Below are 24,870 nucleotides of genomic sequence, written 5' to 3'. Positions count from 1 at the left end.
TGCCGGGTCAGCCCATTGCCCGCATCAAGACCTTGAGCGCGGCAAGCGGGTCCTCGGCATGCCAGATCTCGTCGCCGATGCCAAAGAAGTCAGTGAACGGGGAAACTTCGCGCAACAGTTCCTCGGTCAGGCCGCCCTCGGCCACCACCGGCACTTCGATCATCTGCGACCACCACTGGAACAGATCCGCCTCGGCCTGCGCACCATCTCCCAGACCAGACGTGCCAACGGGGCCAAAGCTCACGTAATCCACGCCTGCCTCGCCCGCGACCATACCATCATGCTGCGACGCACCGCAGAAAGAGCCGACAATGGCATCCGGACCAAGCGCCTTGCGCGCGGCGCGCACGGATTTGGACGCATCGGTCAAGTGGACGCCGTCCAAGCCCAGGCGTTCTGCCAGGATCTGGTGGTCCGAGATCACCAGTGCCACGTCGCGCTCCATGGTTACCTCGCGCAGCGCATCGCCCGATCGGCTGAGGGTGTCCTCGTCGCGGCTCGCCAGGTCCAGGCGAACGCAGGACACGTCAACCTCGTCCAGCACCCGCGCCAGGATCCCGGGAAATTTGCCCAGCTCGAAACTCGGCGGGGAGATCAGATAGATCTGCGGCTGCTCCGGTGTTTCTGCAGGGCTTCCCATGGCGGTGCTCCATTGTTCAGGCATTTGCCGGTGTTTAGCGCATCTGCTGCAGGACGCAAGGATTTGCAGCCCTGCGGTAAGCAGTAAATGCTGCCGTTCAGGGTGCCGGACCTTGCCCCGGGCGCTTGCGGGGATTACAGCAGGGCGGATTTTACGCGCCAACCAACGGATGCCTGCCGCAATGCCCACCGATACGCCTCAGCCCGCCTTTGTCTTGGTCCGCCCGCAGATGGGCGAGAATATCGGCGCCGCGGCGCGGGCGATGTGGAACTTCGGCCTCGACCGGATGCGCATCGTGGCGCCGCGCGACGGCTGGCCGAACCCCAAGGCGGTGGCGATGTCATCTGGCGCGGGCCGCCTGCTGGACGAGGCGCAGCTCTGTGCGGACGTGCCAGAGGCGCTGGGTGACTGCACCTATGTGTTCGCGACCACCGCCCGTCAGCGCGGGCTGACCAAACCGGTTTACAGCCCCGAACGCGCCATGCAGATCGCGGCGGAAAAGATCGCCGAAGGCGAGAAAGTCGCCGTGATGTTCGGCCCGGAACGAGCTGGGCTGGAGAACGACGACATCGCCAAGGCCAACGCCATCATCTCGGTCCCGGTGAACCCGCTCTATGCCTCGCTGAACCTCGGTCAATGCGTGCTGCTGACCGGCTATGAATGGATGCGTCAGTCCGGCGAATTGGTGCATGAGACCACCGACCTGGGACGCAAGGGCGACTGGGCCACCGGGGTGGAGGTCGAAAAGCTGGTCGAACACTACGAGGACCGGCTGGACCAGGCAGGCTTCTTTTACCCGCCGGAAAAGGCCGAGGGCATGAAGACCAACCTGCGCAACCTGTGGTCCCGGATGCGGATGACCCGCTCCGACGTGCAAATGCTGCACGGCATCATGCGTCAGATGGTCCGCTGGAAAGAACGCGGCGGCGAATAAGCTGCACTGGACCCCATCCCATTCCGCCCCTAGCTTGGCAGCAAATATGACGAGGCAAGCATGAGCAAGCGCAGCATTTTCGAAGAGGTTGAGGGCGAAAAGAAAGACGCCCCCGCGGTGCAGCCGGGACTGATCGACCGGGGCCGGGGCGGTGCCCGCAAAGCGATCCGAGGCTGGCTGATGGTGCTGTTTGCCTTGGTCGTTGCGATGATCGTGGTGGGCGGGCTGACCCGCCTGACGGACTCCGGCCTGTCGATCACCGAATGGCGCCCTGTGACCGGAGCCATCCCGCCGATGTCCGAGGCCGAATGGCAGGCAGAGTTCGACAAGTACAAAGAGATTGATCAGTGGCGTATTCAGAACCAATGGATGGAACTGGCTGATTTCAAAGAGATCTATTGGTGGGAATGGGGCCACCGGCAGTTGGGCCGTGTCATGGGCCTGATCTGGGCTGTTGGCTTCCTGGGCTTTCTGGTGGCGCGCAAAATCCCGGCTGGTTGGGCCGGCCGTTTGGCGCTGCCCGGCATCCTGGGCGGCGTGCAGGGCGCCATCGGCTGGTGGATGGTGGCCTCCGGCGTGACCCAGGGTGAGGGAATGACGGCAGTTGCCTCATACCGTCTTGCGGTACACTTGGGGCTGGCCTTTGTGATCCTTGGCTTCATCGCTTGGTATGTGCTGATGCTGGGCCGCGAGGAGCGCGAGCTGATGCAGGCACGCCGCGCCAAGGAGGCCAAGCTGTTCAGCCTGTCAACGGGGCTCATGCATTTTGCCTTTCTGCAAATCCTTCTGGGTGCACTTGTTGCGGGCATCGACGCAGGCCGCTCTTACACTGACTGGCCGCTGATGGGCGGGCAGGTGTTCCCGCCGAATCCTTTCATGATCGAGCCGGTCTGGAAGAATTTCTTTGAAAATCCCGGGCTGGTGCAGTTCATTCACCGGGTAGCGGGTTACCTGCTGTTTGCCTTTGGCGTGGTGGCCTGGCTGCGCGGCCGCGGCAGCGCCCATACACGCACCCGCTTTGCTTTTAACGCAGTCTTTGCGGCCCTGATGTTACAGGTTCTGCTGGGGATCATTACCGTGATCTATGCGGCTCCGCTGCACGCGGCAATCACTCATCAGATCGTGGCGGTTGGCATCTGGGTGCTGATCCTGCGGGCGCGTTTCCTGTCTGCTTACCCGATTGCAACCTCGATCAAGGACCATTGAGAGCATGAGTGCATTTGAAGAACTGATGGCCTTCCAGCGTGACACCCAGGCACTGGGGCAGATTGCAGGCCGGCTGGGCTGGGACCAGGAAACCATGATGCCGCGCGGAGCGGCACCGCAGCGGGGCGAGGAGATGGCCGCGATCGAGGCCGTGCTGCACGCCCGCCGCAGCGACCCGCAGGTGGCGGAGTGGCTGGAGCGGGCTGTAGCGCCCAATGAGGCCGGCGAGGCCCAGTTGCGCGAAATCCGCCGCAGCTATGAGCGCGCCGTCAAAGTGCCAGCTGATCTGGCCAAGAAAATCGCCCAGGTGACCTCTGAGGCGCAGGGTAAATGGGCCGCCGCACGCGCGGATGAGGACGTGGCTGCCTTCCTGCCGGTGCTGGAGGAAGTTGTCGCGCTGAAACGCGAGGAAGGCCAGGCGCTTGCGGCTGGCGGCGATGTCTATGACGCCATGGTCGAGGACTATGAGCACGGCATCACCGGGGCAGGGATCGCGGAGATCTTCGACGCCATGCGCCCGGGTCTGGTCGAGCTGCGCGCCAAGGTGTTGGAGAGACCTGCGCCGAAGGGGCTGGAGGGCACCTTCGACGAAGCGGTGCAGATGAAGCTTACGCGCAAGGTCGCCAAGGTCTTCGGCTACGACATGGCGCATGGCCGCGTCGACAAAGCGGTGCATCCGTTCAGCTCCGGCTCGGGGCTGGATGTGCGGATCACCACGCGGACCAGCGAAAGTGATCCGTTCAACTGCTTCTATTCGACCATTCACGAGGTTGGCCATGGCGCCTATGAGCAGAATATCAGCCGCGACTACCTGCTGACCCCGCTCGGCAGCGGCGTCTCGATGGGCGTGCATGAAAGCCAAAGCCGGATTTACGAGAACCAGATCGGCCGCAGCCGCGCCTTTACCGGCTGGCTGTTTGGGGAGATGAAAGACGCCTTTGGCGATTTCGGGATTGCCGATGCGGATGCCTTTTATGCGGCAGTGAATGCTGTGCATAAGGGCTATATCCGGACCGAGGCGGATGAGCTGCAATACAACCTCCATATCATGCTGCGGTTCGGCCTGGAGCGCGCGCTGATGAGCGGCGATCTGGCGGTGAAAGACCTTGAGGCCGCCTGGAATGACCGGTTTGAGGCGGACATTGGCTACAACGTCGACAAGCCGTCGAACGGCTGTTTGCAAGATGTGCATTGGTCGGTGGGCCTGTTCGGCTATTTCCCGACCTACTCGCTGGGCAATGTCTATGCAGGCTGCCTGTATCAGGCGCTGCGCCGGGATGTGCCGGGGCTGGATGCAGAGCTGGCAAAGGGCGACACCAGCGGTGCAACCGGCTGGCTGAAAGACAACCTGCAGCAGCATGGCGGTTTGCGCAGCCCGCGGGACACAATCATTCATGCGTCCGGCATGGAACCCGGGCACCAGCCGCTGCTGGGGTATCTGGAGGAAAAATTCAGCCTGATTTACGGGCTCTGATCACGGGTGGCACAGCCTGGCGGGGCGCAGGAAATCCTGCTGCCCCGGAAATGCCGTATTTTATGTTTATTCTCGGAAGCTCATGGGGATGTGAGTAAGAGAGTGAACCGATGCATACAGCCGTATCATACCTGATTTTTGCCAGCTTCGTGCTGGCGCCGGCCCTGATCTGAGGCGCAGGTCTCAGATCAAAGCCATCCGTTCGGCCCGTTCAGGGTCCGGGAACGGGCGGTAGAGGCCGATCTCAGCCCTGGCGATCAGGGCGGAGACGTTTGAGTAGAGGCGTTCAACCTCTTCATCGTGCTCTCCTAGCACTCTGAAGGCTTGATCCAGCTGGGTCATGTCCTTGAATTCGATTTCCAGCAGAAAATCGCGGCAGTTTTCACTGGCCAGGTTCAGCTTGCGCCGCAGCAGACGCCACCCCAGCACCACGCCGCGCTCTTGCAGATACGCCATCCATTGATCGACCGCGCTGGCAAAGGAAAGCGCCTTGGCTTCGTGCTGCAGGTCGATGGAGCAATGGTACAAGTTCATGGGGCACACCCTTCCTGAGAGAACAGAACTTGACCGAAAGAATGGCAGATACCGGTTAGAGCTCGGTTAATTCAACGAACGCCGCCCCGGCAACGGGACGGCGTTCAATGTTTCCAATGGGATGCGGCTTATTCCTCGCCGCCGTCCTCATCCTCGCCGTTTTCAGCAATCCAGGCGACAGAGACCACTTCCTCACCTTTGCCGGTGTTGAACACCCGCACACCGCCGGCCGAGCGCGAGCGGAAGGAGATGCCATCAACCGGCACCCGGATCGACTGGCCCTTGGAAGTGGCCAGCATGATCTGGTCGTCCATCTCTACCGGGAAGGAGGCCACGATCTCGCCGCCGCGCATCGCCTTGTCCATAGCTGTGACACCCATGCCGCCACGGCCGCGCACCGGGTAATCGTGCGAGGACGACAGCTTGCCCGAGCCGCCGGTAGTGATGGTCAGGATCAGATTCTCGGCTGCCGACATCTCTGAATAAAGCTCGGTGGAGAAGTTCGGATCCTCAACCGCATCTTCATCTGAAGCTTCGGCATCGTCGGTAAGGCCGGCCATCGCCCGGCGCATCTTGAGGTAGGCGGTGCGCTGCTCCGGGGTGTATTTGGAGTGGCGGATCACCGACATTGAGACAACACTGTCCTCGCCAGTCAGCTTGATGCCGCGGACACCGGTGGACTCGCGCGAGTTGAACACGCGCACATCCGTGGAGCGGAAGCGGATGGCGCGCCCCGAGTTGGTGAACAGCATCACGTCGTCGTCTTCCGAGCAGATGCGCACATTCACCAGCTGGACAGAACCGTCTTCGGGCAGCTTCATCGCGATCTTGCCGTTGCGGCGGACGTTGGTGAAATCCGACAGGCGGTTGCGACGCACATCGCCGCCGGAGGTCGCAAAGACCACCTGCAGGTTTTCCCATTCGTCATCCGGCACATCGACCGGCATGATGGCGGCAATGGAGACCCCGGTCGGGATCGGCAGGATGTTGACAATCGCCTTGCCCTTGGAGGTGCGGCCGCCCTGCGGCAGGCGCCAGGTCTTCAGCTTGTAGACCATGCCATCGGTGGTGAAGAACAGCAGCTGCGTATGGGTGTTGGCCACGAAGAGGGTGGTGATCACATCCTCTTCCTTGGTCTGCATACCCGAGACGCCCTTGCCGCCGCGCTTCTGGGCGCGGAAGTCGGCCAGCGGGGTGCGCTTGATGTAGCCGCCGGAGGTCACGGTTACCACCATGTCCTCGCGCTCGATCAGGTCCTCGTCCTCCATGTCGCCGGACCAGTCGACAATCTCGGTGCGGCGCGGCACCGCGAAATTGTCGCGCACCTCGCGCAGCTCGTCGCTGATGATGCCCATGATCCGCTCGCGCGAGGACAGGATTTCGAGGTATTCCTTGATCTTGGCCGCCAGTTCTTCCAGCTCGTCAGTGACTTCCTTGACGCCGATCTGGGTCAGGCGCTGCAGGCGCAGTTCCAGAATGGCACGGGCCTGGGTCTCCGACAGGTTATAGGTCCCGTCGTCGTTCATGGTGTGGGTCGGATCGTCGATCAGGCGGATGTAATCGGCAATGTCCGAGGCCGGCCAGCGGCGGGTCATCAGCTTTTCACGCGCCTCGGCAGCGTCGGCGGAGGAACGGATGGTGGCGACGATCTCATCGACGTTGGAGACTGCAACGGCCAGACCGCAGAGGATGTGGCTGCGTTCGCGCGCTTTGCGCAGCAAATGCGCGGTGCGGCGGGCAACGACATCCTCGCGGAAGTCGATGAAGGAGGTCAGGAACTTGCGCAGCGTCAGCTGTTCGGGCCGGCCGCCGTTCAGCGCCAGCATGTTGCAGCCGAAGGAGGTCTGCATTGGGGTGAAGCGGAACAGCTGGTTCAGCACCACCTCGGGCGTGGCGTCGCGTTTCAGCTCTACCACCACCCGCACGCCGTTACGGTCGGACTCGTCCTGCACGTGGGCAACGCCCTCGATCTTCTTCTCGCGGACCTGTTCGGCGATCTTTTCGATCATCGCGGCCTTGTTCACCTGATAGGGAATCTCATCCACGACAATGGCATAGCGGTCCTTGCGGATCTCCTCGACACGGGTTTTCGAGCGGATGATCACGCTGCCGCGGCCCTCAAGGTATGCCTTGCGCGCGCCGGAACGGCCCAGCATGACGCCGCCTGTCGGAAAGTCCGGGCCGGGGATATAGTCGATCAGCTGCTCGCTGGTCAGGTCGGGTTCGTCGATCAGCGCCAATGTGGCGTCAATTACTTCGCCCAGGTTGTGCGGCGGGATGTTGGTGGCCATGCCAACTGCGATACCGCCGGCACCATTGACCAGCATATTCGGGAAACGGGCCGGAAGCACGGTCGGTTCCCGGTCCTTGCCGTCGTAGTTGTCCTGGAAATCGACGGTCTCTTTTTCGATATCTGCCAACAGCGCCGCCGCGGGCTTGTCCATGCGGACTTCGGTATAACGCATCGCCGCCGGGTTATCGCCGTCCATGGAACCAAAGTTGCCCTGGCCATCCAGCAGCGGCAGCGACATCGAGAAGTCCTGCGCCATCCGAACCAGCGCGTCATAGATCGCGCTGTCGCCGTGCGGGTGGTATTTACCCATCACGTCGCCGACCGGGCGGGCCGACTTGCGGTAGGCCTTGTCATGGGTGTTGCCGGATTTGTGCATGGCGTAGAGAATCCGCCGGTGAACCGGTTTCAACCCGTCCCGCAGGTCGGGGATCGCACGGCTGACAATGACCGACATCGCATAGTCGAGATACGAGTTGCGCATCTCGGTTTCGATGGAGACTGTCGGGCCATCGTATGCCGGACGTTCCGGCAAATTTTCTTCCATGTTTTCAGGAGTTTCCGGCGTATCGCTCACGTTGGATGCCTGCTCTTCATCTTAGGGCTATATATTGTGTTTGCACCCTAACAGATACCGTATATGGGGCGCAAGCAAACAGCCCCGGGTGCCGCAGCGAAACCGTTCAAGCCAGGATAACGCACTGTTTTTGCGGAAATTAACCATTTGCAGCCTAGCATCATAAAGAGGGGGCAAGAATTGGAGGCTGAAAATGGAGAGCAGCGAAACCGAACTGATGCTGAAAGGCTATGGGCTGACAACAGCGGAATTCACCTACCGGATGCCCGATTACATCCATGTCCTGAACACGTTTGTCTGGCAGGAATACGATCTGGCGCCCGACCATCCGCGGCTGTTTGAATTCATCGAATTCTGGCAGCGCGAAATCGAAGGCCCGCTGCATTCGGTCCGCTTTACACATCGCAAGATGATCGGTCCCGGCGAATGGCGCAATGTGGTCGGGGAGTTTCAGATCCACTGAACGCTTGTCTGCCTAGCGCCAAGCGTAAACCGCGCATCCGGTGGAGCCGCTGGAGGTGAAGCTTTTCCCGTCCGCTGCCAGACGGCCCCGCCAGGTAACCGTGATACCAGGAAAGTAGTCCGTGCCGTTGATTTGCTGTCCGTTCAGATAAACCTCGGTGTTGGCGTTCTGGCCCAGTGAGTTGCTGAGGCGGCCGTGGTACCTGTTGCCGCCCGCGTGGGTATAATGCACGTTTCCTGTGACCTTGATGACCAGCGCACAGGTCGCCTTGAATTTCCAGGAACCGGCCAAGGGCGCCGCAGACGCGGATTGAGCGGATGTGGTAACCGGTTTGGCTGCCGGCTTGCAAAGGCGGCCTGTGTGGCTTTGGATTTCCTCAAGTGCATGTGCCGTTCCCAGGTCGTCAACTCCCAACGCTGATTTTGATGCTTCAAGGTATGCCGCGAACGCCCGGCGCGTCCTTGGGCCTGCGATACCGTCGGCGTGTCCAGCCTTGCAGCCGATCTGGTTCAGGGCATCCTGAGTTTCGGCCATAATGTCCCTTGAGTCAGGAACAACAGGTAAGGCGGCAGGCTGTTCAGTTGCGGCTTCCTGGCTGGGCAGGACCGGCTCCAGCCCCTGTCTAAGCTGCAAGGCTACGGCATAGCTGTATTCGTCTTTGCGGGCGGCATAGCGCTCCAGAAAACTGTCGAGCGCCATCGGGGTGCCGATGGACCTGGCGATTTCGAAGTCCGCGTGCATGGAGCCAGAAACAGGTTCGGCAGAGGGCGATGAAGCGGCAGCCTGCGTGAAGTAAAACTCTCCGAGCAGTTCATCATAATAGGCCGGAAATTGGTTGTGCTGAACTGTGTGCGCCAGATCGCGGACCTCCAGGCGCAGGCCGGAAACCAGCGATCGAAGCTCCAGGCCGGGTTCCGACAAGAGCGGAAGCAATGTCCGGGTAAAGACAGAGTTTTCCGCCGTGTCGGTTTCATTCAGCCGGTCCAGGGCCAGCTGGCCCGCTCCGGCGGAGAAAACAACGAAGGTGCCTTGCGGTGCGTTCATCCGCCCCAACCCCCGCGCGGTTCCGATACTGCGGCCCTCGGTCAGCTGGAACGGGTTGTTCCGGCAGGCGTCTATAATCGCGATTGCCGACCGGGCCCCGGTTTTGCGGATCCTGTCGAGAAGGGACGAAAGTGCGATGGACTCGGATTTCACAAAGTCGCTGCCGCCAGCGCCGGGAACGGCAATATCGGTTGGCAGCAGGTAATTTTCACCGTCGATCTCAATGCCGTGTCCAGCAAAGAACACAAAGGCGGTATCTCCGGGTTCCAGCTTGGCAGTGAATTCGGAAATCTTGCGGTTCAGCCCGCGCCGGTCTTGATCCAAGGCCTCCACAAGAGTGAATCCAAGCTCATTCAGCTTGGCCCCGATTGCCTCTGCGTCTGCCCGTGCCTTGGCCAAGGCAGGTACATCCGTGTAGCGGTCGTTACCAATAACCAGGGCCAGCCTGTTCTGAGCAGCGGCCGAAAGAGGAAGAAAACAGAACGCAATAAGGCAAAGAAATCGCATGAGACATACCTGGCAAAACAAGCGGCTTTAGCTGCTACATTACCATAGACAGGCCAAAGGTGCGCCTGTTCTGGCAGACTCTCCTGCAATTTGGCCTAGGCGGAACAGCTAGCTCCACCCAGAACGCAAAATTTGGCGCAGTGGGGATGGTTCAGCTGCACCGGGCGTTCCGCTTCGGCCAAGGTTTCTCCCATCTCGAACTCCGGAGCGTAAGGCAGCAGCGTACAGGCGAGAACCGCGGGGCTGTCCGCGCCCTTGCGTTTGACCACCATCCGCGATGAAGCGCACATAACGCTCTCCGGGCTTTTGTTCAAGATACTCCAGCAAGCGGTTGTAATCTCAGGTACTTCCACGCTTTCATCCATCTCGGGGAAAAGCACGGTCTGACCCGGGTTTGCCGCGTCGATGGCAAAGTCATGGGCCGCAAAAAGTGTGGCATACCCGGCGCGGGCCTCTGCCTCGGTCTCCTGCCAGACGGTGCGCCCGGCAACTGCCATCTGGAAGCCGTTGTCGCGCAGCCACTCCATTCCGGCAATGGTTTTGGCAAAGCTGCCCGCACCGCGCTCCTTGTCGTGCAGCGCCTCGCTGTGATGGTCGACGGAAATCCGGAGGGTTAGCTTTCCTTTGAATTCTTCCAGCAGTTCCAGCAGCCCGGATTTTACCGATTTGCGCATCATCGGCCGCATGGCGTTGGTTAGTATCAGAACTTCGAAACCGCGCTCCAGCGAGGCACGGGCCATGGCGATCATCTGCGGATTCATAAACGGCTCGCCGCCGGTGAAACCGATTTCACGAACCGGCCAATTGCGTTCGGAAATCTGGTCCAGGTAGCATTGCACTTCAGCTTCGGTCAGATAAACCAGCGCATCGTTGGTGGGCGAGCTCAGAATGTAGCAGTTGCTGCATTCGATGTTGCAAAGAGTGCCAGTGTTGAACCAAAGGGTCTCCGGATTGCTGAGCGGAACGGAAGCGCGGTCCTGACCTTTGGCCGTCACAAAGGCGTCTTGAAACTTGCCTAGGTTCGCGACGGGTTTTTGCAGGTCTTTCATGCGGATGTCCTTTGGGGCAGTTCCTTTCGCGGGAAGCTACCTTATACTGGGCAGGAAATGAAAGCAGCCGGGCAGGCACATGACAGGGATGTGAGCGGCAGTGTGCCGCCTCTGCACCGGACCAACGCAGGAAGAAGTAAGGAATGGTTTCGCGAGTCATACCGGTTGATCCGTTCGACCTGGTGATTTTTGGCGGCACTGGCGATCTTGCGCAGCGCAAGATTCTGCCGGCGCTGTTCCGCCGCCACTGTGCGGGTCAGCTGCCGGGCGGTGAGCGGATCATCGGGGCTGCGCGCACCGCGCTGAGCAGCGCTGAGTACCGCACCGTTGTGGCTGAAGCCATTCGCAACCACGCAGGGCCAAAGGCCTGCGGCGGCGGTGCGCTTGAGAGTTTTTTGAAACGGGTCAGCTATGTTGCGCTGGATGCGCTGGGTGAAGGGGGCTGGGGGGCGCTTGCCACTGAACTGGACACCGCTGCCGAGGCACCGGTCCGCGTGTTTTACTTCTCGGTCGGGCCTGGGCTGTTCGGCCCGCTGGCCGAGCGCCTTCAGCAATATGGTCTGGCCAACGCGGATACCCGGATTGTTGTGGAAAAGCCCTTCGGCCGGGATCTCGGCTCGGCGCGGGAGTTAAACCGGACTCTGGCGGGTCATTTTGATGAAGGCCAGATTTACCGGATCGACCATTATTTGGGCAAGGAAACCGTCCAGAACCTGATGGCGGTCCGCTTTGGCAACATGCTGTTCGAGCCTTTGTGGAACAGCCAGTACGTTGACCACATCCAGATTACCGTGGCGGAAACCGTCGGCGTTGAAGGGCGTGAGGAGTATTATGAGCGCGCAGGCGCCATGCGCGACATGATGCAAAACCATTTGATGCAGCTTCTGTGCCTGATCGCGATGGAGCCGCCGGCCAAATTTGACCCCGATGCGGTGCGCGACGAAAAACTGAAAGTCATTCGCGCGTTGGATCCGGTAGAGCCGCATCATATCGTGCGCGGCCAGTATCAGGCGTGTTTGGATCCAGCGGATCCGCATCCCTCGTACCGCGGGCTGGTGGACAATGCGCGCAGCACCACCGAAAGCTATGTGGCGCTGAAGGCGCATATCAGCAACTGGAGGTGGGCAGGCACGCCGTTTTATCTGCGGACCGGCAAGCGGCTGGTGAACCGGTCCTCGGTGATCAACGTAATGTTCAAGGACGCACCGCACTCGATCTTCGGCGCCGAGGCGGGACGCCATGCCAATCACCTGAAGATCCGCTTGCAGCCGAATGAGGGCATCACTCTGAGCGTGACCATCAAGGAACCGGGACAGGGCGGCATGCGTCTGGTCGACGTGCCGCTTGACATGAGCTTTGCCGAAGCACTGGGGCCGGAAGGCGGCGATCCGCCGGATGCCTATGAACGTTTGATTATGGATGTTGTGCGCGGCAACCAGACGTTGTTTATGAGGGGCGACGAGGTAGAGGCGGCCTGGGCCTGGACGGATCCGGTGATTGCGGGCTGGAAGTCCCGGGGAGATGTGCCTAAACCCTACGAGAGCGGCAGCACCGGACCCGGCGATGCCGATTTGCTGATGCGCCGCGATGGGCGTGAATGGAGGGGGATAAACCCATGAAATTCAACGAATACCCTGACCGGGACATGCTGGCGATCGAAGTGGCAAATGAAATCGCGGGTGATTTGAAGACGCATCTTTTTCACCATGAAGGGGCCTCCTTTGCGGTGGCTGGCGGCTCGACCCCGGGGGCGATCTTTGATGATCTGTGCGCGGCAGACCTGGAGTGGGACCGGGTGCAGGTGATGGCGACTGACGAACGCTGGGTTGCAACGGACAGTGAACGCTCAAATGCACGGATGATCCGCGCGCGCCTGCTGCAGAGCCGGGCCGCTGCAGCACGGTTTTTGCCGTTTCATGTCCCGGCGCGGGAACCAGAAGATGTGCTGGCGGAACTGGAAAGCCAGGTCGTTCCCCAGCTTCCGCTGTCGGTGCTGCTGCTGGGGATGGGCGAAGATATGCACACGGCTTCATTGTTTCCCGGGGCGGAAGGGATCGAAGCGGCACTGGCGGCTGACGCTCCGGCGCTGACGGTGGTGCGGCCGGACAGCCAGCCGGAAGCCCGGATCAGCCTCACGGCGCGGGTGCTGGATGGAGCAATCGCCAAGCACCTGGTGATCTTCGGAGATGCCAAGCGCAAGGCGCTTGAGCAGGCGATGTCGATGCCGCCGGAAAGTGCGCCGATTCAGGCAGTTCTGTCCGAGATCTCCGTCCATTGGGCGCCTTGAATTCAGGAAAGAAAATTATGTTTACGGTATTGAAAGCGCTGCATTCCAAGACCTGCAGCGGAAAAATGGTTGATTTGTTTGCTGAAAACCCTCATCGCGCCGCTGAGTTCAGCGTGCGGTCCGGGTCACTCCTCTTTGATTACTCCAAAACATGGATCACAGCAGAAACGCGTGCAGAACTGATTGCGCTGTGTGAAAGCCGGGGTGTTGCAGACAGGCGCGCGGCGATGTTCGACGGCGGCCGGATCAATGAAACCGAACAGCGCGCTGTCCTGCATACGGCTTTGAGGGACCCTGAGGGACCAGAGCTTCTGGTCGACGGGCAGGACGTCCGGGCGCCGCTGCGGCACACGCTGGAGCGCATGGAGGATTTGGCGGGGCAGGTGCGCTCTGGGGCCTTTGCCGGACCGGGCGGTGCCTTCACTGACGTTGTCAATATCGGGATCGGTGGCTCTGACCTCGGACCGGTGATGGCTGCATTGGCGCTGGCGCCCTACCACGATGGCCCGCGCTGTCATTTTGTTTCCAATGTGGACGGGGCGCATATCCACGATATTCTGCAACGGATTGATCCAAAGACAACTTTGGTGATTGTGGCTTCCAAAACCTTTACCACCATCGAGACGATGACCAACGCTGCAACGGCTCGGCGCTGGGTTGTGGAGGGCGGTGGTGATCCGGCGCAGCAGTTTCTGGCTCTGTCGACCTCAGAGGAAGAAACCGCGGCCTTTGGTATTCCGCTCAAGCACGTGTTCGGGTTCGAAGATTGGGTTGGCGGGCGCTATTCGGTCTGGGGGCCTATTGGGCTCAGCCTGATGCTGGCCGTCGGGCCGGAGAATTTCCGTGCTTTCCTGGCGGGCGGCAGGGCGATGGATGATCATTTCCGCAGCGCGCCCTGGCAGCAGAACATGCCTGTGATGCTGGCGCTGACCGGTATCTGGCACAATCAGGTGTGCGGCCATCCGACCCGCGCGGTGCTGCCCTATGACCAGCGGCTGAGGCGGCTTCCTGCGTATCTGCAGCAGTTGGAGATGGAATCTAACGGCAAGTCAGTAGCGATGGATGGTTCGGATCTGCCGTATTCCTCAGGTCCGGTTGTTTGGGGCGAGCCAGGGACCAACGGCCAGCACGCATTCTACCAGCTTCTGCATCAGGGAACCTCTGTCGTGCCGGCCGAATTTATCGTGGCAGCACAAGGTCATGAGCCAGATCTTGCACATCATCACAAGCTGCTGGTGGCGAATTGCCTGGCCCAGTCCGAAGCGCTGATGTGCGGACGCAGCCTGGAGGAAGCCTGTGCGCTGATGCGGGCAAAAGGCTATGAGGGGGCCGAGCTGGAGCGTCAGGCGCGGCACCGGGTGTTCCCGGGAAACCGTCCTTCGACCACACTGGTTTTTCCACAGCTGACACCGCATGTTCTGGGCCAGATAATTGCCCTTTATGAACACCGGGTGTTCGTAGAAGGGGTGATCCTGGGGATCAACTCTTTTGATCAGTGGGGGGTGGAACTGGGTAAGGAGCTGGCCAATACTCTGGCGCCTCTGCTGGCTGGCGAGGCTAGTGCAGACGGCAAGGATGGCTCTACCCGCGCCTTGCTGGATTTCGTGCGCGAGGCCGGCAGCTGACGCCAGTTATGGAAGTTGCGGGGCGGGGACGCCCCGCAGTGCTGATCAGGGCAGGGTAATGCTGCTGGTGATCGTGTTGACGAATTTTCCGTTCGACGGATCCGTCAGGGAAGAGAAGGTGCCGCCGCCTTTCGCCCCGGACCAGGGGCCCGTTCCGCCGCTTAGTTTCCAGCTGCCGGTCAATGCACCTGAGGCGTCCATGCCCTCGGCGTGCCAATGCAGCACAACCTTGTCTCCGGCCTTGTCGGTAAAGGCGCAGATACCTCCGCCGGTGACCCCGGAGGGGGCAGCCTCGACTGCGCCAAAGCATGGCCCTGCGGCACCGTTCATCGGGTGTCCCGCCTCTTCCATCTCAACATTTTCATAAGAACTGCTGGTCTGGATAACCATGTAGCCGTCGGAAACTTCGGTGGGTGTGTTGTTTGCAATGCCAGTACCGGTGCCGCCCTGTTCCCAGGTCGTGCCTGCACCCGCGGTTGCGGCCCCAAAGGCGCACAGGAGTGTGGCGGCGAAATATTGTTAAGTCATACTGGTACCCTCCCAAACTGGCAGCCCAAACAAAGCGGGCCTGCCGGGGCAGTCTAACATAAGAAGACGGCTTGCGCGCGGTCTGATCCGTCAGGCGGTGGCGCCATGAAATTTGGCGGGAAGACTCTGAAAAATAAGGAGAGTTGGAGCGGGTAGCGGGAATCGAACCCGCGCCTTAAGCTTGGGAAGCTCGCATGATACCATTTCACCATACCCGCTTGTGAAGGCAGGAGTATGCCGCGGCGCCGGCAAGGTCAAGGGTGCCGCGGCGAAAATCTTTCAGGGACTGGATCAGCCGCGGCGGCGTCGGCGGCGTCCGCCTCCGGCGCCTTCGCCTTCGCCGCCGCCGGTGTTGAAGTTCACCTGCGGCAGGGTCACGACGGTTTCCAGGATCGGGAAGGGCTCCGCCGAGTTTGGAATGGCGGACGCATTCACGAAATGCTCCTGGAAGCGGGGTTCCACGGCGGTTTCGATCTTCTCGATATTGCGGACGGTTTCCTCAATCTCGCCGCGCGCTTTGGTATTCAAAAGCGCAATGCGGGCACCGGTCCCGGCGGCATTTCCTGCCGACGTCACCTTGTCCAGCTGACAGTCGGGAATCATGCCCAGCACCATCGCGTGTTTGGCGGAGATATGGGCGCCAAAGGCGCCGGCCAGCACCACGCGGTCTACGGTCTGGACGCCGAATTTATCCATCAGCAGGCGCGCGCCGGAGTAGAGAGCTGCCTTGGCCATCTGGATGGCGCGGATGTCCGGGTTGGTGACAGTGATGGTGGGCCCGCCCTCGGCGGAGCCATCCCACAGCATGTAGGCGTTGGTGCGCCCGTCGGCGATACAGCGGGCGGAGCCGGTTTGTTCGGCCGAACCGATCAGGCCTGAGGCGTCCAGAACACCCGCCAGACGCATTTCGGCAATTGCCTCGATGATGCCAGAGCCGCAGATGCCGGTGATACCGGTAGTGGCAATGGAGGCGGCAAAGCCGTCTTCATCCGACCAGATTTCCGAACCGATCACACGGAAGCGGGGCTCCTTGGTCTCAGGATTGATCTCGACGCGTTCAATGGCGCCTGGCGCGGCGCGCTGGCCGCTGGAGATCTGCGCGCCCTCAAACGCCGGGCCGGTAGGCGAGGAGCAGGCCAGCACTTTTTCCTTGTTGCCCAGCAGGATCTCGGCGTTGGTGCCCACGTCGACGACCAGAACCAGGTCTTCGGATTTGTCGGGCGCTTCGGACAGCGCCACGGCCGCGGCGTCGGCCCCCACATGGCCTGCGATGCAAGGCAGCAGGTAGACACGGGCGGCAGGGTGGATGTTGAGATCCAGCTCAACCGCGCGCAGCGCCAGTGCGTTGGAGGTGCCAAGTGCAAAAGGCGCCTGGCCCAGCTCAAATGGGTCAATCCCGAGGAACAGGTGGTGCATAACCGGGTTGCAGACGAATACGGCGTCGACAATCAGCGCCTTGTCGATCTCCGCTTCGGACGCGATCTGGGTGAAAAGCGCGTTCATGCCCTCGCGAACGGCGTTTGTCATTTCGACATCGCCGCCCTTGTTCATCATCGAATAGCTGACGCGGCTCATCAGGTCTTCGCCAAAGCGGATCTGCGGGTTCATGATGCCCGAGGAGGCCACTACTTCGCCGGTTTTCAGATCGCACAGATGCGCCGCGATGGTGGTCGATCCGAGGTCTACAGCCAAGCCGTAGACGGTGCCCTCATAATAGCCCGGCCAGATGTGCATGATCTTGGGTGGGTGGCTTTCGTCGCCCAGATGCACGGCGACGGTGACTTTCCAGCCGCCCTTGCGCAGGATCGGCTGCATGCACTGCAGGATGTGCAGGTCGGTCTTGACGCCCTTGAGGCCCCACTGGGTTTCCAGCGCTTCGATCAGCCGCTCCATATCGCCGGAGGGCTTGTGCATGTCAGGCTCTTCCACCTCGACATAGAACAGGCGGGTGGAGGGATTCATGGTGATGTCGCGAGCCTCGGCGCGTTTGCGCACCACCTGGCGGTGCACCTGGCTCTCCGGCGGCACGTCCACCACGATGTCGCCTTGGATCGTCGCCTGGCAGCCCAGGCGGCGGCCGTCGATCAGGCCGCGCTTGTCCTTGTAGCGCTGCTCGACCTTGTTCCACTCGCTCAGCGCGCCTTCTTCGACGGTCACACCGTGCTTGGGAAACTCGCCGTAAGACGGGGTGATCTGGCATTTCGAGCAGATGCCGCGGCCGCCGCAGACCGAGTCGAGGTCGACCCCGAGCTGGCGCGCAGCGGTCAGGATCGGGGTGCCGGCGGGAAAACGTCCGCGCTTGCCGGAGGGGGTAAACACAACGAGGGGTTCGTCAGTCATGCCTGTGGCCTTCTCATTCCGCAATTTAGGCGGAGCATATGGGCTTTTGCGGCAAGCGAAAGGCAAAGGGCGGCATTTTCCCGTCTGCCGGCGCCATTTTTGAATTTTTGATGACCTTGGGATGCGGGTTTTCAACGGTCTGGCGGCTTGGATCCTTGCCGGGTTTCAACCTCTTTCAGCCACGACAGAATCTCTGCCCGGTTGCCATCCAGCCGGGGCGCAGAGGGGCGGGTGGCAGGATCCGGCAAACCGCTCATCTTGATCGGGTTTCCGGCGGCGGTATAGGTGGCGTTTCCATCTTCCCCCAGCACGCTTACAACCATATTGCGGGCAAGGATCTGCGGATCCTCAAGCACCTGGTCCATGGATTGGATCGGCCCGGTTGGAATGCCAGCTTCCGAGAGCAAGGCGATCCAGTGGTCTGTGCTGCCGCCCAGGGTCACAGCTTCGATCAACCGCTTCAGTAGCCGGGCATTCTCGCAGCGCGCCGGATTGGTGGCAAAGCGGGGGTCCTGGGCAAGCGGCAACTGCAGCACCGTGCAGAGCTTGGTAAAAAGCGCGTCGTTCCCAGCTGCAATCACAAACAGCCCGTCTGAGGCATGGAAGGTTTCAAACGGAGTGATTGACGGATGCCGGGCGCCAGAGGGCTGCGGCGCGTCTCCCGTAACCGAAGTGATTGCAATCGCGTGTTCCAGCAGTGCCAGCTGGCTGTCCAGCATGGCAACATCGACGAATTTGCCTTCACCGGTCTGCTGAACCTCCAGTAGAGCTGCAAGAATACCGTGGCCCAGGAACATGCCTGCCACGATATCGCCGATCGAGGCACCGACCCGCACAGGCTCACGGTTCTTTTCGCCGGTGATTGACATAACCCCGCCGCGGGCCTGTACCACCATGTCATAGGCCGGTTTGAGGGCATCCGGTCCGGTATGGCCAAACCCCGACACCGCGCCATAGATCAACCGCGGGTGTTTAGCGTGCAGGTCCTGCCAGCCATAGCCGAGCCTTTGCATCACCCCGGGGCGGTAGTTCTCCAGCAGCACATCCGCCTGCGCCAGCAGCCGTTCGAACACCGCGCGGTCTTCCGCCGCCTTCACGTCCAGCGCGATGCTTTGCTTGCCGTGGTTGATGGTGGCGAAATAGGCGCTTTCGCCGTCCTTGAACGGCGGAAAGGCACGGGTGTCGTCGCCCCCGCCGGGGCGTTCCACCTTGATCACCCGGGCGCCGAGATCCGACAGGATCATCGAGCAATAGGGACCCGCCAGCACATGGGTCAGGTCCAGAACGGTGATGTTGTTCAGCGGGCCGGGCATGGCTAAATCCTACACTGTTTCCTCAGCTTTTCTGATACGCCGCCACTTGCGGGGCGCCTTGACCCAGATCAGCCGCACCCAAGAGTTTTTCTGCACTGCAGGAATTCTGGCCCGGGCCTCTTTTCCCCCGCGGCTTTCTGTGCCATAGGGTCACCGCCAAACGGGGTTATGCATGGGGATGACAAATGCAAATTCGTGAGGCTCTCACCTTTGATGACGTTCTTCTGGTGCCGGGCGCGTCCAGCGTGCTGCCCAACACCGCCGATACCCGCACCCGGGTGACGCGGTCGGTGTCGCTGAACATTCCGCTGCTGAGTTCGGCAATGGACACCGTGACCGAGGCACGGATGGCGATTGCGATGGCGCAGGCCGGCGGCATGGGCGTGATCCACAAGAACCTGGATACCGAGGAGCAGGCCCGCCAGGTGCGCCGGGTCAAGCGCTTTGTCTCCGGCATCGTTTACAACCCGATCACGCTGACGGCGGATCAGACTCTGGCCGACGCCAAGGCGCTGCAGGAACGCTACCGGGTGACAGGTTTCCCGGTTGTCGACGGCTCGGGCCGTGTTCTGGGCATCGTGACCAACCGCGACATGCGCTTTGCCTCCGATGACAGCACGCCGGTCTCGGTGATGATGACCTCCGACAACCTGGCCATGCTGCAGGAGCCGGCCGATCTGGAGGAAGCCAAGTCGCTGATGAAGGCGCGCCGGATCGAAAAGCTGCTGGTCACTGATGGCGAAGGCAAGCTGACTGGTCTGCTGACCTTGAAGGACACTGAACAGGCGGTTCTGAACCCCACTGCCTGCAAGGATGAACTGGGCCGTCTGCGCGTAGCTGCCGCAAGTTCGGTTGGTGACAGCGGTTTTGCCCGTTCCGAGGCGCTGATCGACGCCGGTGTAGACATCGTCGTGGTGGACACCGCGCACGGTCATTCCGCTGGCGTGATCGAAGCGGTGAAACGGGTCAAGGCACTGTCCAGCTCTGTTCAGGTGATTGCCGGTAACGTGGCCACTGCAGAAGCCACAAAGGCGCTGATTGATGCGGGCGCTGACGCCGTGAAAGTGGGCATCGGCCCGGGTTCGATCTGCACCACCCGCATGGTGGCCGGCGTGGGTGTGCCGCAGCTGACCGCGATCATGGATTGCGCCGCAGCTGCCGGCGATATTCCTGTCATCGCTGACGGCGGCATCAAGTTCTCTGGCGATTTCGCCAAGGCGATTGCGGCCGGTGCGTCCTGCGCCATGGTGGGCTCGATGATTGCGGGCACCGATGAATCCCCGGGTGAAGTGATCCTCTATCAGGGCCGGTCCTTCAAATCCTACCGCGGCATGGGCTCGATGGGCGCCATGGCGCGCGGCTCGGCCGACCGGTATTTCCAGAAGGATGCGGCCAGCGACAAGCTGGTGCCGGAAGGCATTGAAGGCCAGGTGCCCTACAAGGGCGGCGCCAATGCGGTGATCCACCAGCTGGTGGGCGGCTTGCGTGCGGCAATGGGCTATACCGGCTGCGCCACCGTCGACGAGATGCGCAAGAACTGCAATTTTGTCCGCATCACCGGTGCCGGCCTGAAGGAAAGCCACGTCCATGACGTGCAGATCACCCGCGAAGCGCCGAACTACCGGGTGGGTTAAGAGCCATGCAGGCCGCTTGTAAGAAGAGGGCAGGGGCATGACCCCCGCCGCCCGCCTGCAGGCGGCCATCGAAATCCTGGACCAGGTGCTGGCAGGCGCGCCCGCCGAAAAAGCGCTGACGTCATGGGGACGGCGGAGCCGCTTTGCCGGTTCCAAGGACCGGGCCGCAGTGCGCGACCATGTGTTCACCGCGCTGCGCTGCCTGCGGTCGCACGCAGCACTTGGCGGTGCCCGCAGCGGCCGCGGATTGATCCTGGGCGCCGTGCGTGAGGCTGGGCTGGACCCGGAGGAATTCTTCACCGGTGAGGGCCATGCCCCGTCGCCGCTGACCGGGCAGGAGCGGCAGTCGCCTGCTGCGCCCGAAGGGGCTGAGGCCCTGGACATCCCGGATTGGCTCTGGCCTGAGTTCAGCAGCAGCCTGGGTAATCAGGCAGAGGCCGCCGCCCGTGCCCTGCGCAGCCGGGCACCGGTGCATCTGCGGGTAAACACGGCCAAGGGCTCCTTGCAGAAAGCGCAGGCAGCGCTGGAGGTCGCGGGAGTCGCCGCTCAGCCGCATCCCGTCGCTGCAACCGCTTTGGAAATCACTGAAGGTTCCCGCAAGCTGCGCAATTCCAAACCCTATCAAACCGGGCTGGTGGAACTGCAGGACGCCGCCAGCCAGGCGGTGGTGGAGAAGCTGCCGCTTCGGAATGGCATGACGGTTCTGGACTATTGTGCTGGCGGCGGCGGCAAAAGCCTGGCGATGGCAGCTCAGGCCAAGCTTGATGTCTTTGCCCATGACGCCGACCCGAGACGCATGAAGGATCTGCCGGAGCGTGCGGCACGGGCGGGTGCCAAGGTTTCGCTCCTGGAAAGCTCGATGCTGGCGCGCAATGCTCCGTTTGACCTGGTCCTGTGCGACGTGCCTTGTTCCGGCTCTGGTTCCTGGCGGCGCTCGCCTGAAGGCAAATGGCGTCTGACCCGAGAGGACCTGCAGGCGTTGCAACAGACGCAATCGGAAATATTGCGCAAAGCGGCCCGCCTGGTGGCGCCGGGGGGCACATTGGCCTATGCGACCTGCTCAATGCTAATTGCTGAAAATAGCGAACAGGTTCAACAGTTTATCCGGGAGAGCCAGGAGTGGTTTCTTGCCGCAGAGCAAGGCTGGCAGGTACAAAACGGCACGGACGGTTTCTACGTTGCCGTGTTGACGCATACAAAAGGCGGTTGTTAGGCTTCACGCTGGAAAACCGTTGTGTTTCTTAACGTGGTTTTAACCAAAACCGCCGCGTTATGGCGGCATCAAGCACTGTTGATGGAGCCGTAATGTCCGTGCGCCAAGAAACCTCCGTTCCGGAATTGCGGGTGTACGCGCCTGAACATGCCAGGCTGGCAGCAATTGTGCTGCTTGCCTTGATTTTGCTGTTCGGCCCCTGGCTGCTGCCGTTGCCGGAGTGGATCGGCCGCGGTTTCGTGATGGTCGGGCTGACGCTGATGGCAGTGGCGGTTCTGATGGTGATCCAGACCCGGGTCCGGTTGAATGCGCGGGCGATGGCTGCGGAGCTGCTGACCGGTTTCATCGAGAAGGATGCCACGCCAAGCTTTGTCACCGATGACGACGGGGTGATCCACGCCTGCAACGGTGCTGCTGTTAAGCGGTTTCAGGATGCCAGCCGCGAAACGCTAGCAGGAACACTGCGCTCGGTGCTGGCGAACCCCTCAGCGGTGCTCTACCGGCTGCAGAGCCGGGCTAGGGTCGACGGCGCAGCACGCGAGGACATCGTGACCCGGCGCGGCCAAGTGCGGCTGGCGGTGCACCAGATGAATGGCGGAAGCTTCCTGTGGCGGGTGGAGGACATCCTGGACCGCGGTGGCAATGGGCGCGGAGCGGAAACGATGCCGGTTCCGATGATCACCGTCGGCCGCACTGGAGCGGTCCTGTTCATGAATGAAGCCGCCCGCGGCCTGATTGGCGAACGGGTAAAGTCCACCGACCGGCTGTTCCCTTCGCTTCCGGTTCTGCCCGGGCAAATCAACACGCTCAGCACCAAAACCGGTCCGGTTCAGGTGCTCGTCAGCGAAAAGAACCGCACCCAGGGGCGCAGCGAGTTGTTCCTGATGGAGGTGGATGAGACCGGGTTCGATTCCGCTCAGGCCGGGCTTGAAGCGCTGCCGGTGCCGTTCCTGAAGGTTGCGCCGACGGGCGAGATCCTGACAACAAACCGGATGGCCCTGCGCCTATTGGGGGTTGATAGCTGTGCGAACCTGAAACTGGGCCAGCTGATGGAGGGCCTTGGCCGCCCGATGTCCGACTGGCTGCGCGATACGGCGGACGGGCTTGCGCCGAACAAGTCCGAGTTCCTGCGCCTGTCGCGTGCGGACAAGGAAGTTTTTGTCCAGGTGACGCTCACGCGCGTTGTGGAAGAGGGCACTCCGGTGCTGATTGCGGTCTTGAACGACGCGACCGAACTGAAGACGCTGGAAGCGCAATTTGTGCAAAGCCAGAAGATGCAGGCGATCGGCCAGCTGGCCGGCGGTGTGGCGCATGACTTCAACAACTTGCTGACGGCGATCTCGGGCCATTGCGATCTGCTGCTTCTGCGCCATGACCAGGGCGACCAGGACTATGGCGACCTGATCCAGATCCATGAAAATGCCAACCGGGCCGCCTCGCTGGTCAGCCAGCTGCTGGCGTTCTCGCGCAAGCAGACACTGCAGCCGGAAATCCTGGATGTGCGCGACACGCTCTCGGACCTGACCCATCTGCTGAACCGTCTGGTCGGCGAGAAGGTCACCCTGACCCTCAGCCACGATCCGGTGATGAAGTCGATCCGCGCCGACAAGCGGCAGCTTGAGCAGGTTCTAATGAACCTTGTGGTGAATGCGCGTGATGCGATGCCGCAGGGCGGCGAAATCCGTGTCGAAACCGAAGTGATCTCTCTGGACAAACCGCTGGAACGCGACCGTGCGACCGTGCCTTCAGGGGATTGGGTGACGGTCAAGGTTTCGGACGAAGGCGTCGGGATTGCGCCGGACAAGCTGCAAAAAGTGTTTGAGCCTTTCTACACAACCAAGCGCACCGGCGAAGGCACCGGGCTGGGCCTCTCGACCGCATATGGCATCATCAAACAGACCGGCGGTTATATTTTTGTCGACTCGGTCAAGGGCCACGGCACCCAATTCACCTTGTTTTTTCCTGTGTTCAAACAGCAGGCTGAACAGGCGGTGGTCGAGACACCTGCCGAGACTGACGACAAGGCAGCATCGGCTAGCCAGCATGGCGAAGGCGTGGTGCTGCTGGTTGAAGACGAGGCGCCAGTGCGCGCCTTTGCGTCCCGAGCGTTGCGCATGCGCGGCTATACGGTTCTGGAAGCCGAATTTGCCGAGGATGCGCTGCGCACGCTGGAGGATCCGGGCCTGACCGTGGACGTCTTTGTGACCGACGTTGTCATGCCTGGCATGGATGGCCCCAGCTGGGTGCGTGAAGCACTGAAAGAGCGGCCCGATACAAGGGTGGTGTTTGTCTCGGGGTATGCCGAAGGCGCCTTTGGCGAAGCTGACCCGGATGTGCCGAACTCGGTATTCCTGCCCAAACCGTTTTCTCTCAATCAACTCACTGAAACGGTGCACGCTCAGCTGCACTGACCCCTTAAGAAAGCCGCCGGGACTGGCGGCTTTCTTGTTCAGCGCAGGAGTATTAACTCGTAGAGCTCAAACTCCGCCGGGCGCTTGTGCCGCAGATGCGCTTCCGCCCCGGGGCTCAGCACGAGGTCGCCTTTGGGGCTGATATTCTTGCGCTCCAGAAAAATCTCCTGCTGCAGGCGCTGCTCAAGAAACGTCTTTAGCTTGTCCTGATCCTCGTAGCGGAACAGATGGCTGACCTTGCAGCCATTCGGCTGGGCTTCCAGAAACTTGGCCTGGCTTCCGACATTTGCAAAACTTGGCGGCTTGCCCTTGCAGTAGGCATGCAGGAATTCCTCGAAGCTGACGCCCTTGGTCGAGTTCGGCCTGCCGTCCAGGCTTGGTCTTTGTCGGTACCTGTACCAGCTGCCCAGCCAGCTGACCGGTTCCCGCATGACGGCTGCGACTTCCAGCTCCGCTCCGCAAACCCGTTCATACATCGGCCGGATCCACCGGTTATATCGGTAGAGCGGGGCATGCTTCAGCTCTGGCGGGCCGGAAATCACCAGGTCCGCCCGGTTGCGCAATGCGGCATGAAAGGCTGTGGTGCCAGTCTTGGGAACAGACAGCAAGGCCAGCCGTTCCTTGAAAAATATCATCATTCCGTTAACTGCCCGGTAAAATTTCTTGCTCGGCTTTAACCATAAACCAATCTTTAACACCCTGGCCTTGATGTGGGTACATCAGATTTTGGGTTGCAATGTTCTCTTTTTGATCTCATAAGGAACAAGAGGTGAACAAAGCAGTGATTGCCGCGCGCCCCGG

At 61.3% G+C, this 24,870-nt stretch carries 19 protein-coding genes and 1 tRNA gene; 10 read left to right on the top strand and 10 right to left on the bottom strand.

What is annotated here, in order from left to right:
- Positions 1 to 7: 7 nt before the first annotated feature.
- Positions 8 to 640, bottom strand: a complete 633-nt coding sequence (locus tag ACXAEH_RS05545) for a thiamine phosphate synthase (RefSeq protein ID WP_475031467.1) — start codon at positions 638 to 640, stop codon at positions 8 to 10.
- A 181-nt stretch (positions 641 to 821) separates the two neighbouring features.
- Here ACXAEH_RS05545 and ACXAEH_RS05540 point away from each other — a divergent pair, with 181 nt between their 5' ends.
- From ACXAEH_RS05540 to ACXAEH_RS05530, 3 genes are read left to right on the top strand one after another with little or no spacing between them, the layout of a single operon-like run.
- Entirely contained in the window at positions 822 to 1,574 is a 753-nt protein-coding gene (locus ACXAEH_RS05540; protein ID WP_475035528.1) for an RNA methyltransferase, read from the top strand.
- Between the two features lie 60 nt (positions 1,575 to 1,634).
- Entirely contained in the window at positions 1,635 to 2,780 is a 1,146-nt protein-coding gene (gene ctaA / locus ACXAEH_RS05535; protein ID WP_475031466.1) for a heme A synthase, read from the top strand.
- Between the two features lie 4 nt (positions 2,781 to 2,784).
- Positions 2,785 to 4,254: a carboxypeptidase M32 gene (locus ACXAEH_RS05530; protein WP_475031465.1), complete on the top strand. Its 1,470-nt coding sequence runs from the start codon at positions 2,785 to 2,787 to the stop codon at positions 4,252 to 4,254.
- Positions 4,255 to 4,437: 183 nt separating this feature from the next.
- On the opposite strand, the gene ACXAEH_RS05525 is transcribed toward ACXAEH_RS05530, so the two are convergent.
- Positions 4,438 to 4,788 carry a DUF6614 family protein gene (locus ACXAEH_RS05525; RefSeq protein WP_475031464.1) on the bottom strand — a complete coding sequence of 117 codons (351 nt, stop codon included), beginning with the start codon at positions 4,786 to 4,788 and terminating at the stop codon, positions 4,438 to 4,440.
- A gap of 128 nt (positions 4,789 to 4,916) precedes the next feature.
- A complete protein-coding gene (gyrA, locus tag ACXAEH_RS05520) occupies positions 4,917 to 7,625 on the bottom strand; it encodes a DNA gyrase subunit A (RefSeq protein ID WP_475031463.1) in 2,709 nt (902 codons plus the stop codon).
- Between the two features lie 223 nt (positions 7,626 to 7,848).
- Between gyrA and ACXAEH_RS05515 the strand changes: the two genes are divergently transcribed.
- Positions 7,849 to 8,118 carry an usg protein gene (locus ACXAEH_RS05515; RefSeq protein WP_039123636.1) on the top strand — a complete coding sequence of 90 codons (270 nt, stop codon included), beginning with the start codon at positions 7,849 to 7,851 and terminating at the stop codon, positions 8,116 to 8,118.
- A gap of 12 nt (positions 8,119 to 8,130) precedes the next feature.
- Here the strand turns inward: ACXAEH_RS05515 and ACXAEH_RS05510 are convergent, their stop codons facing one another.
- Positions 8,131 to 9,669: a caspase family protein gene (locus ACXAEH_RS05510; RefSeq protein ID WP_475031462.1), complete on the bottom strand. Its 1,539-nt coding sequence runs from the start codon at positions 9,667 to 9,669 to the stop codon at positions 8,131 to 8,133.
- 95 nt (positions 9,670 to 9,764) lie between these two features.
- Complete coding sequence (locus ACXAEH_RS05505) at positions 9,765 to 10,718, bottom strand: radical SAM protein (RefSeq protein WP_475031461.1); 954 nt, start codon at positions 10,716 to 10,718, stop codon at positions 9,765 to 9,767.
- Between the two features lie 143 nt (positions 10,719 to 10,861).
- On the opposite strand from ACXAEH_RS05505, the gene zwf reads away from it, so the two are divergent.
- From zwf to pgi, 3 genes are read left to right on the top strand one after another with little or no spacing between them, the layout of a single operon-like run.
- Positions 10,862 to 12,337, top strand: a complete 1,476-nt coding sequence (zwf, locus tag ACXAEH_RS05500; RefSeq protein ID WP_475031460.1) for a glucose-6-phosphate dehydrogenase — start codon at positions 10,862 to 10,864, stop codon at positions 12,335 to 12,337.
- The gene (gene pgl, locus ACXAEH_RS05495; RefSeq protein WP_475031459.1) at positions 12,334 to 13,005 is read left to right on the top strand and encodes a 6-phosphogluconolactonase; all 672 of its coding nucleotides are present in this window, start codon (positions 12,334 to 12,336) and stop codon (positions 13,003 to 13,005) included. Before zwf ends, pgl begins: the two co-directional genes overlap by 4 nt.
- A gap of 17 nt (positions 13,006 to 13,022) precedes the next feature.
- The gene (gene pgi / locus ACXAEH_RS05490) at positions 13,023 to 14,630 is read left to right on the top strand and encodes a glucose-6-phosphate isomerase (RefSeq protein WP_475031458.1); all 1,608 of its coding nucleotides are present in this window, start codon (positions 13,023 to 13,025) and stop codon (positions 14,628 to 14,630) included.
- Between the two features lie 45 nt (positions 14,631 to 14,675).
- Here pgi and ACXAEH_RS05485 read toward each other — a convergent pair whose 3' ends face one another.
- The 4 genes from ACXAEH_RS05485 to ACXAEH_RS05470 form a co-directional block, all read right to left on the bottom strand.
- On the bottom strand, positions 14,676 to 15,020 hold the full coding sequence (locus ACXAEH_RS05485; protein ID WP_475031457.1) for a hypothetical protein: 345 nt from the start codon (positions 15,018 to 15,020) through the stop codon (positions 14,676 to 14,678).
- Positions 15,021 to 15,302: 282 nt separating this feature from the next.
- Positions 15,303 to 15,376, bottom strand: a tRNA-Gly gene (locus ACXAEH_RS05480).
- A gap of 73 nt (positions 15,377 to 15,449) precedes the next feature.
- Positions 15,450 to 17,498 carry an ASKHA domain-containing protein gene (locus ACXAEH_RS05475; protein ID WP_475031456.1) on the bottom strand — a complete coding sequence of 683 codons (2,049 nt, stop codon included), beginning with the start codon at positions 17,496 to 17,498 and terminating at the stop codon, positions 15,450 to 15,452.
- 131 nt (positions 17,499 to 17,629) lie between these two features.
- Positions 17,630 to 18,811, bottom strand: coding sequence for a CaiB/BaiF CoA transferase family protein (locus ACXAEH_RS05470; protein WP_475031455.1), 1,182 nt, complete (start codon positions 18,809 to 18,811; stop codon positions 17,630 to 17,632).
- A 185-nt stretch (positions 18,812 to 18,996) separates the two neighbouring features.
- Here ACXAEH_RS05470 and guaB point away from each other — a divergent pair, with 185 nt between their 5' ends.
- From guaB to ACXAEH_RS05455, 3 genes are all read left to right on the top strand, one after another.
- Entirely contained in the window at positions 18,997 to 20,445 is a 1,449-nt protein-coding gene (guaB, locus tag ACXAEH_RS05465) for an IMP dehydrogenase (protein WP_475031454.1), read from the top strand.
- 37 nt (positions 20,446 to 20,482) lie between these two features.
- Positions 20,483 to 21,658 carry an RsmB/NOP family class I SAM-dependent RNA methyltransferase gene (locus tag ACXAEH_RS05460; RefSeq protein ID WP_475031453.1) on the top strand — a complete coding sequence of 392 codons (1,176 nt, stop codon included), beginning with the start codon at positions 20,483 to 20,485 and terminating at the stop codon, positions 21,656 to 21,658.
- 92 nt (positions 21,659 to 21,750) lie between these two features.
- On the top strand, positions 21,751 to 24,069 hold the full coding sequence (locus ACXAEH_RS05455) for an ATP-binding response regulator (protein WP_475031452.1): 2,319 nt from the start codon (positions 21,751 to 21,753) through the stop codon (positions 24,067 to 24,069).
- A 38-nt stretch (positions 24,070 to 24,107) separates the two neighbouring features.
- Here the strand turns inward: ACXAEH_RS05455 and ACXAEH_RS05450 are convergent, their stop codons facing one another.
- Positions 24,108 to 24,707 carry a gamma-glutamyl kinase gene (locus ACXAEH_RS05450; protein ID WP_475035526.1) on the bottom strand — a complete coding sequence of 200 codons (600 nt, stop codon included), beginning with the start codon at positions 24,705 to 24,707 and terminating at the stop codon, positions 24,108 to 24,110.
- Positions 24,708 to 24,870: the final 163 nt, after the last annotated feature.

It is taken from the genome of Leisingera sp. ABM4_060, assembly GCF_056158765.1.
Note: the sequence above shows the minus strand (reverse complement) of the source record. Positions and strands in the feature narration are given on the sequence as shown.

Excerpts from the sequence above, each read along its gene's own strand:
- ACXAEH_RS05505 (WP_475031461.1), bottom strand. The coding sequence starts at position 10,718 with ATGAAAGACCTGCAAAAACCCGTCGCGAACCTAGGCAAGTTTCAAGAC.
- ACXAEH_RS05530 (WP_475031465.1), top strand. The coding sequence starts at position 2,785 with ATGAGTGCATTTGAAGAACTGATGGCCTTCCAGCGTGACACCCAGGCA.
- pgl (WP_475031459.1), top strand. The coding sequence starts at position 12,334 with ATGAAATTCAACGAATACCCTGACCGGGACATGCTGGCGATCGAAGTG.
- ACXAEH_RS05450 (WP_475035526.1), bottom strand. The coding sequence starts at position 24,707 with ATGATGATATTTTTCAAGGAACGGCTGGCCTTGCTGTCTGTTCCCAAG.
- pgi (WP_475031458.1), top strand. The coding sequence starts at position 13,023 with ATGTTTACGGTATTGAAAGCGCTGCATTCCAAGACCTGCAGCGGAAAA.
- ACXAEH_RS05540 (WP_475035528.1), top strand. The coding sequence starts at position 822 with ATGCCCACCGATACGCCTCAGCCCGCCTTTGTCTTGGTCCGCCCGCAG.
- ctaA (WP_475031466.1), top strand. The coding sequence starts at position 1,635 with ATGAGCAAGCGCAGCATTTTCGAAGAGGTTGAGGGCGAAAAGAAAGAC.
- gyrA (WP_475031463.1), bottom strand. The coding sequence starts at position 7,625 with ATGGAAGAAAATTTGCCGGAACGTCCGGCATACGATGGCCCGACAGTC.
- ACXAEH_RS05510 (WP_475031462.1), bottom strand. The coding sequence starts at position 9,669 with ATGCGATTTCTTTGCCTTATTGCGTTCTGTTTTCTTCCTCTTTCGGCC.
- ACXAEH_RS05475 (WP_475031456.1), bottom strand. The coding sequence starts at position 17,498 with ATGACTGACGAACCCCTCGTTGTGTTTACCCCCTCCGGCAAGCGCGGA.
- ACXAEH_RS05545 (WP_475031467.1), bottom strand. The coding sequence starts at position 640 with ATGGGAAGCCCTGCAGAAACACCGGAGCAGCCGCAGATCTATCTGATC.
- ACXAEH_RS05515 (WP_039123636.1), top strand. The coding sequence starts at position 7,849 with ATGGAGAGCAGCGAAACCGAACTGATGCTGAAAGGCTATGGGCTGACA.
- ACXAEH_RS05455 (WP_475031452.1), top strand. The coding sequence starts at position 21,751 with ATGTCCGTGCGCCAAGAAACCTCCGTTCCGGAATTGCGGGTGTACGCG.
- ACXAEH_RS05460 (WP_475031453.1), top strand. The coding sequence starts at position 20,483 with ATGACCCCCGCCGCCCGCCTGCAGGCGGCCATCGAAATCCTGGACCAG.
- zwf (WP_475031460.1), top strand. The coding sequence starts at position 10,862 with ATGGTTTCGCGAGTCATACCGGTTGATCCGTTCGACCTGGTGATTTTT.
- ACXAEH_RS05525 (WP_475031464.1), bottom strand. The coding sequence starts at position 4,788 with ATGAACTTGTACCATTGCTCCATCGACCTGCAGCACGAAGCCAAGGCG.
- ACXAEH_RS05485 (WP_475031457.1), bottom strand. The coding sequence starts at position 15,020 with ATGGTTATCCAGACCAGCAGTTCTTATGAAAATGTTGAGATGGAAGAG.
- ACXAEH_RS05470 (WP_475031455.1), bottom strand. The coding sequence starts at position 18,811 with ATGCCCGGCCCGCTGAACAACATCACCGTTCTGGACCTGACCCATGTG.
- guaB (WP_475031454.1), top strand. The coding sequence starts at position 18,997 with ATGCAAATTCGTGAGGCTCTCACCTTTGATGACGTTCTTCTGGTGCCG.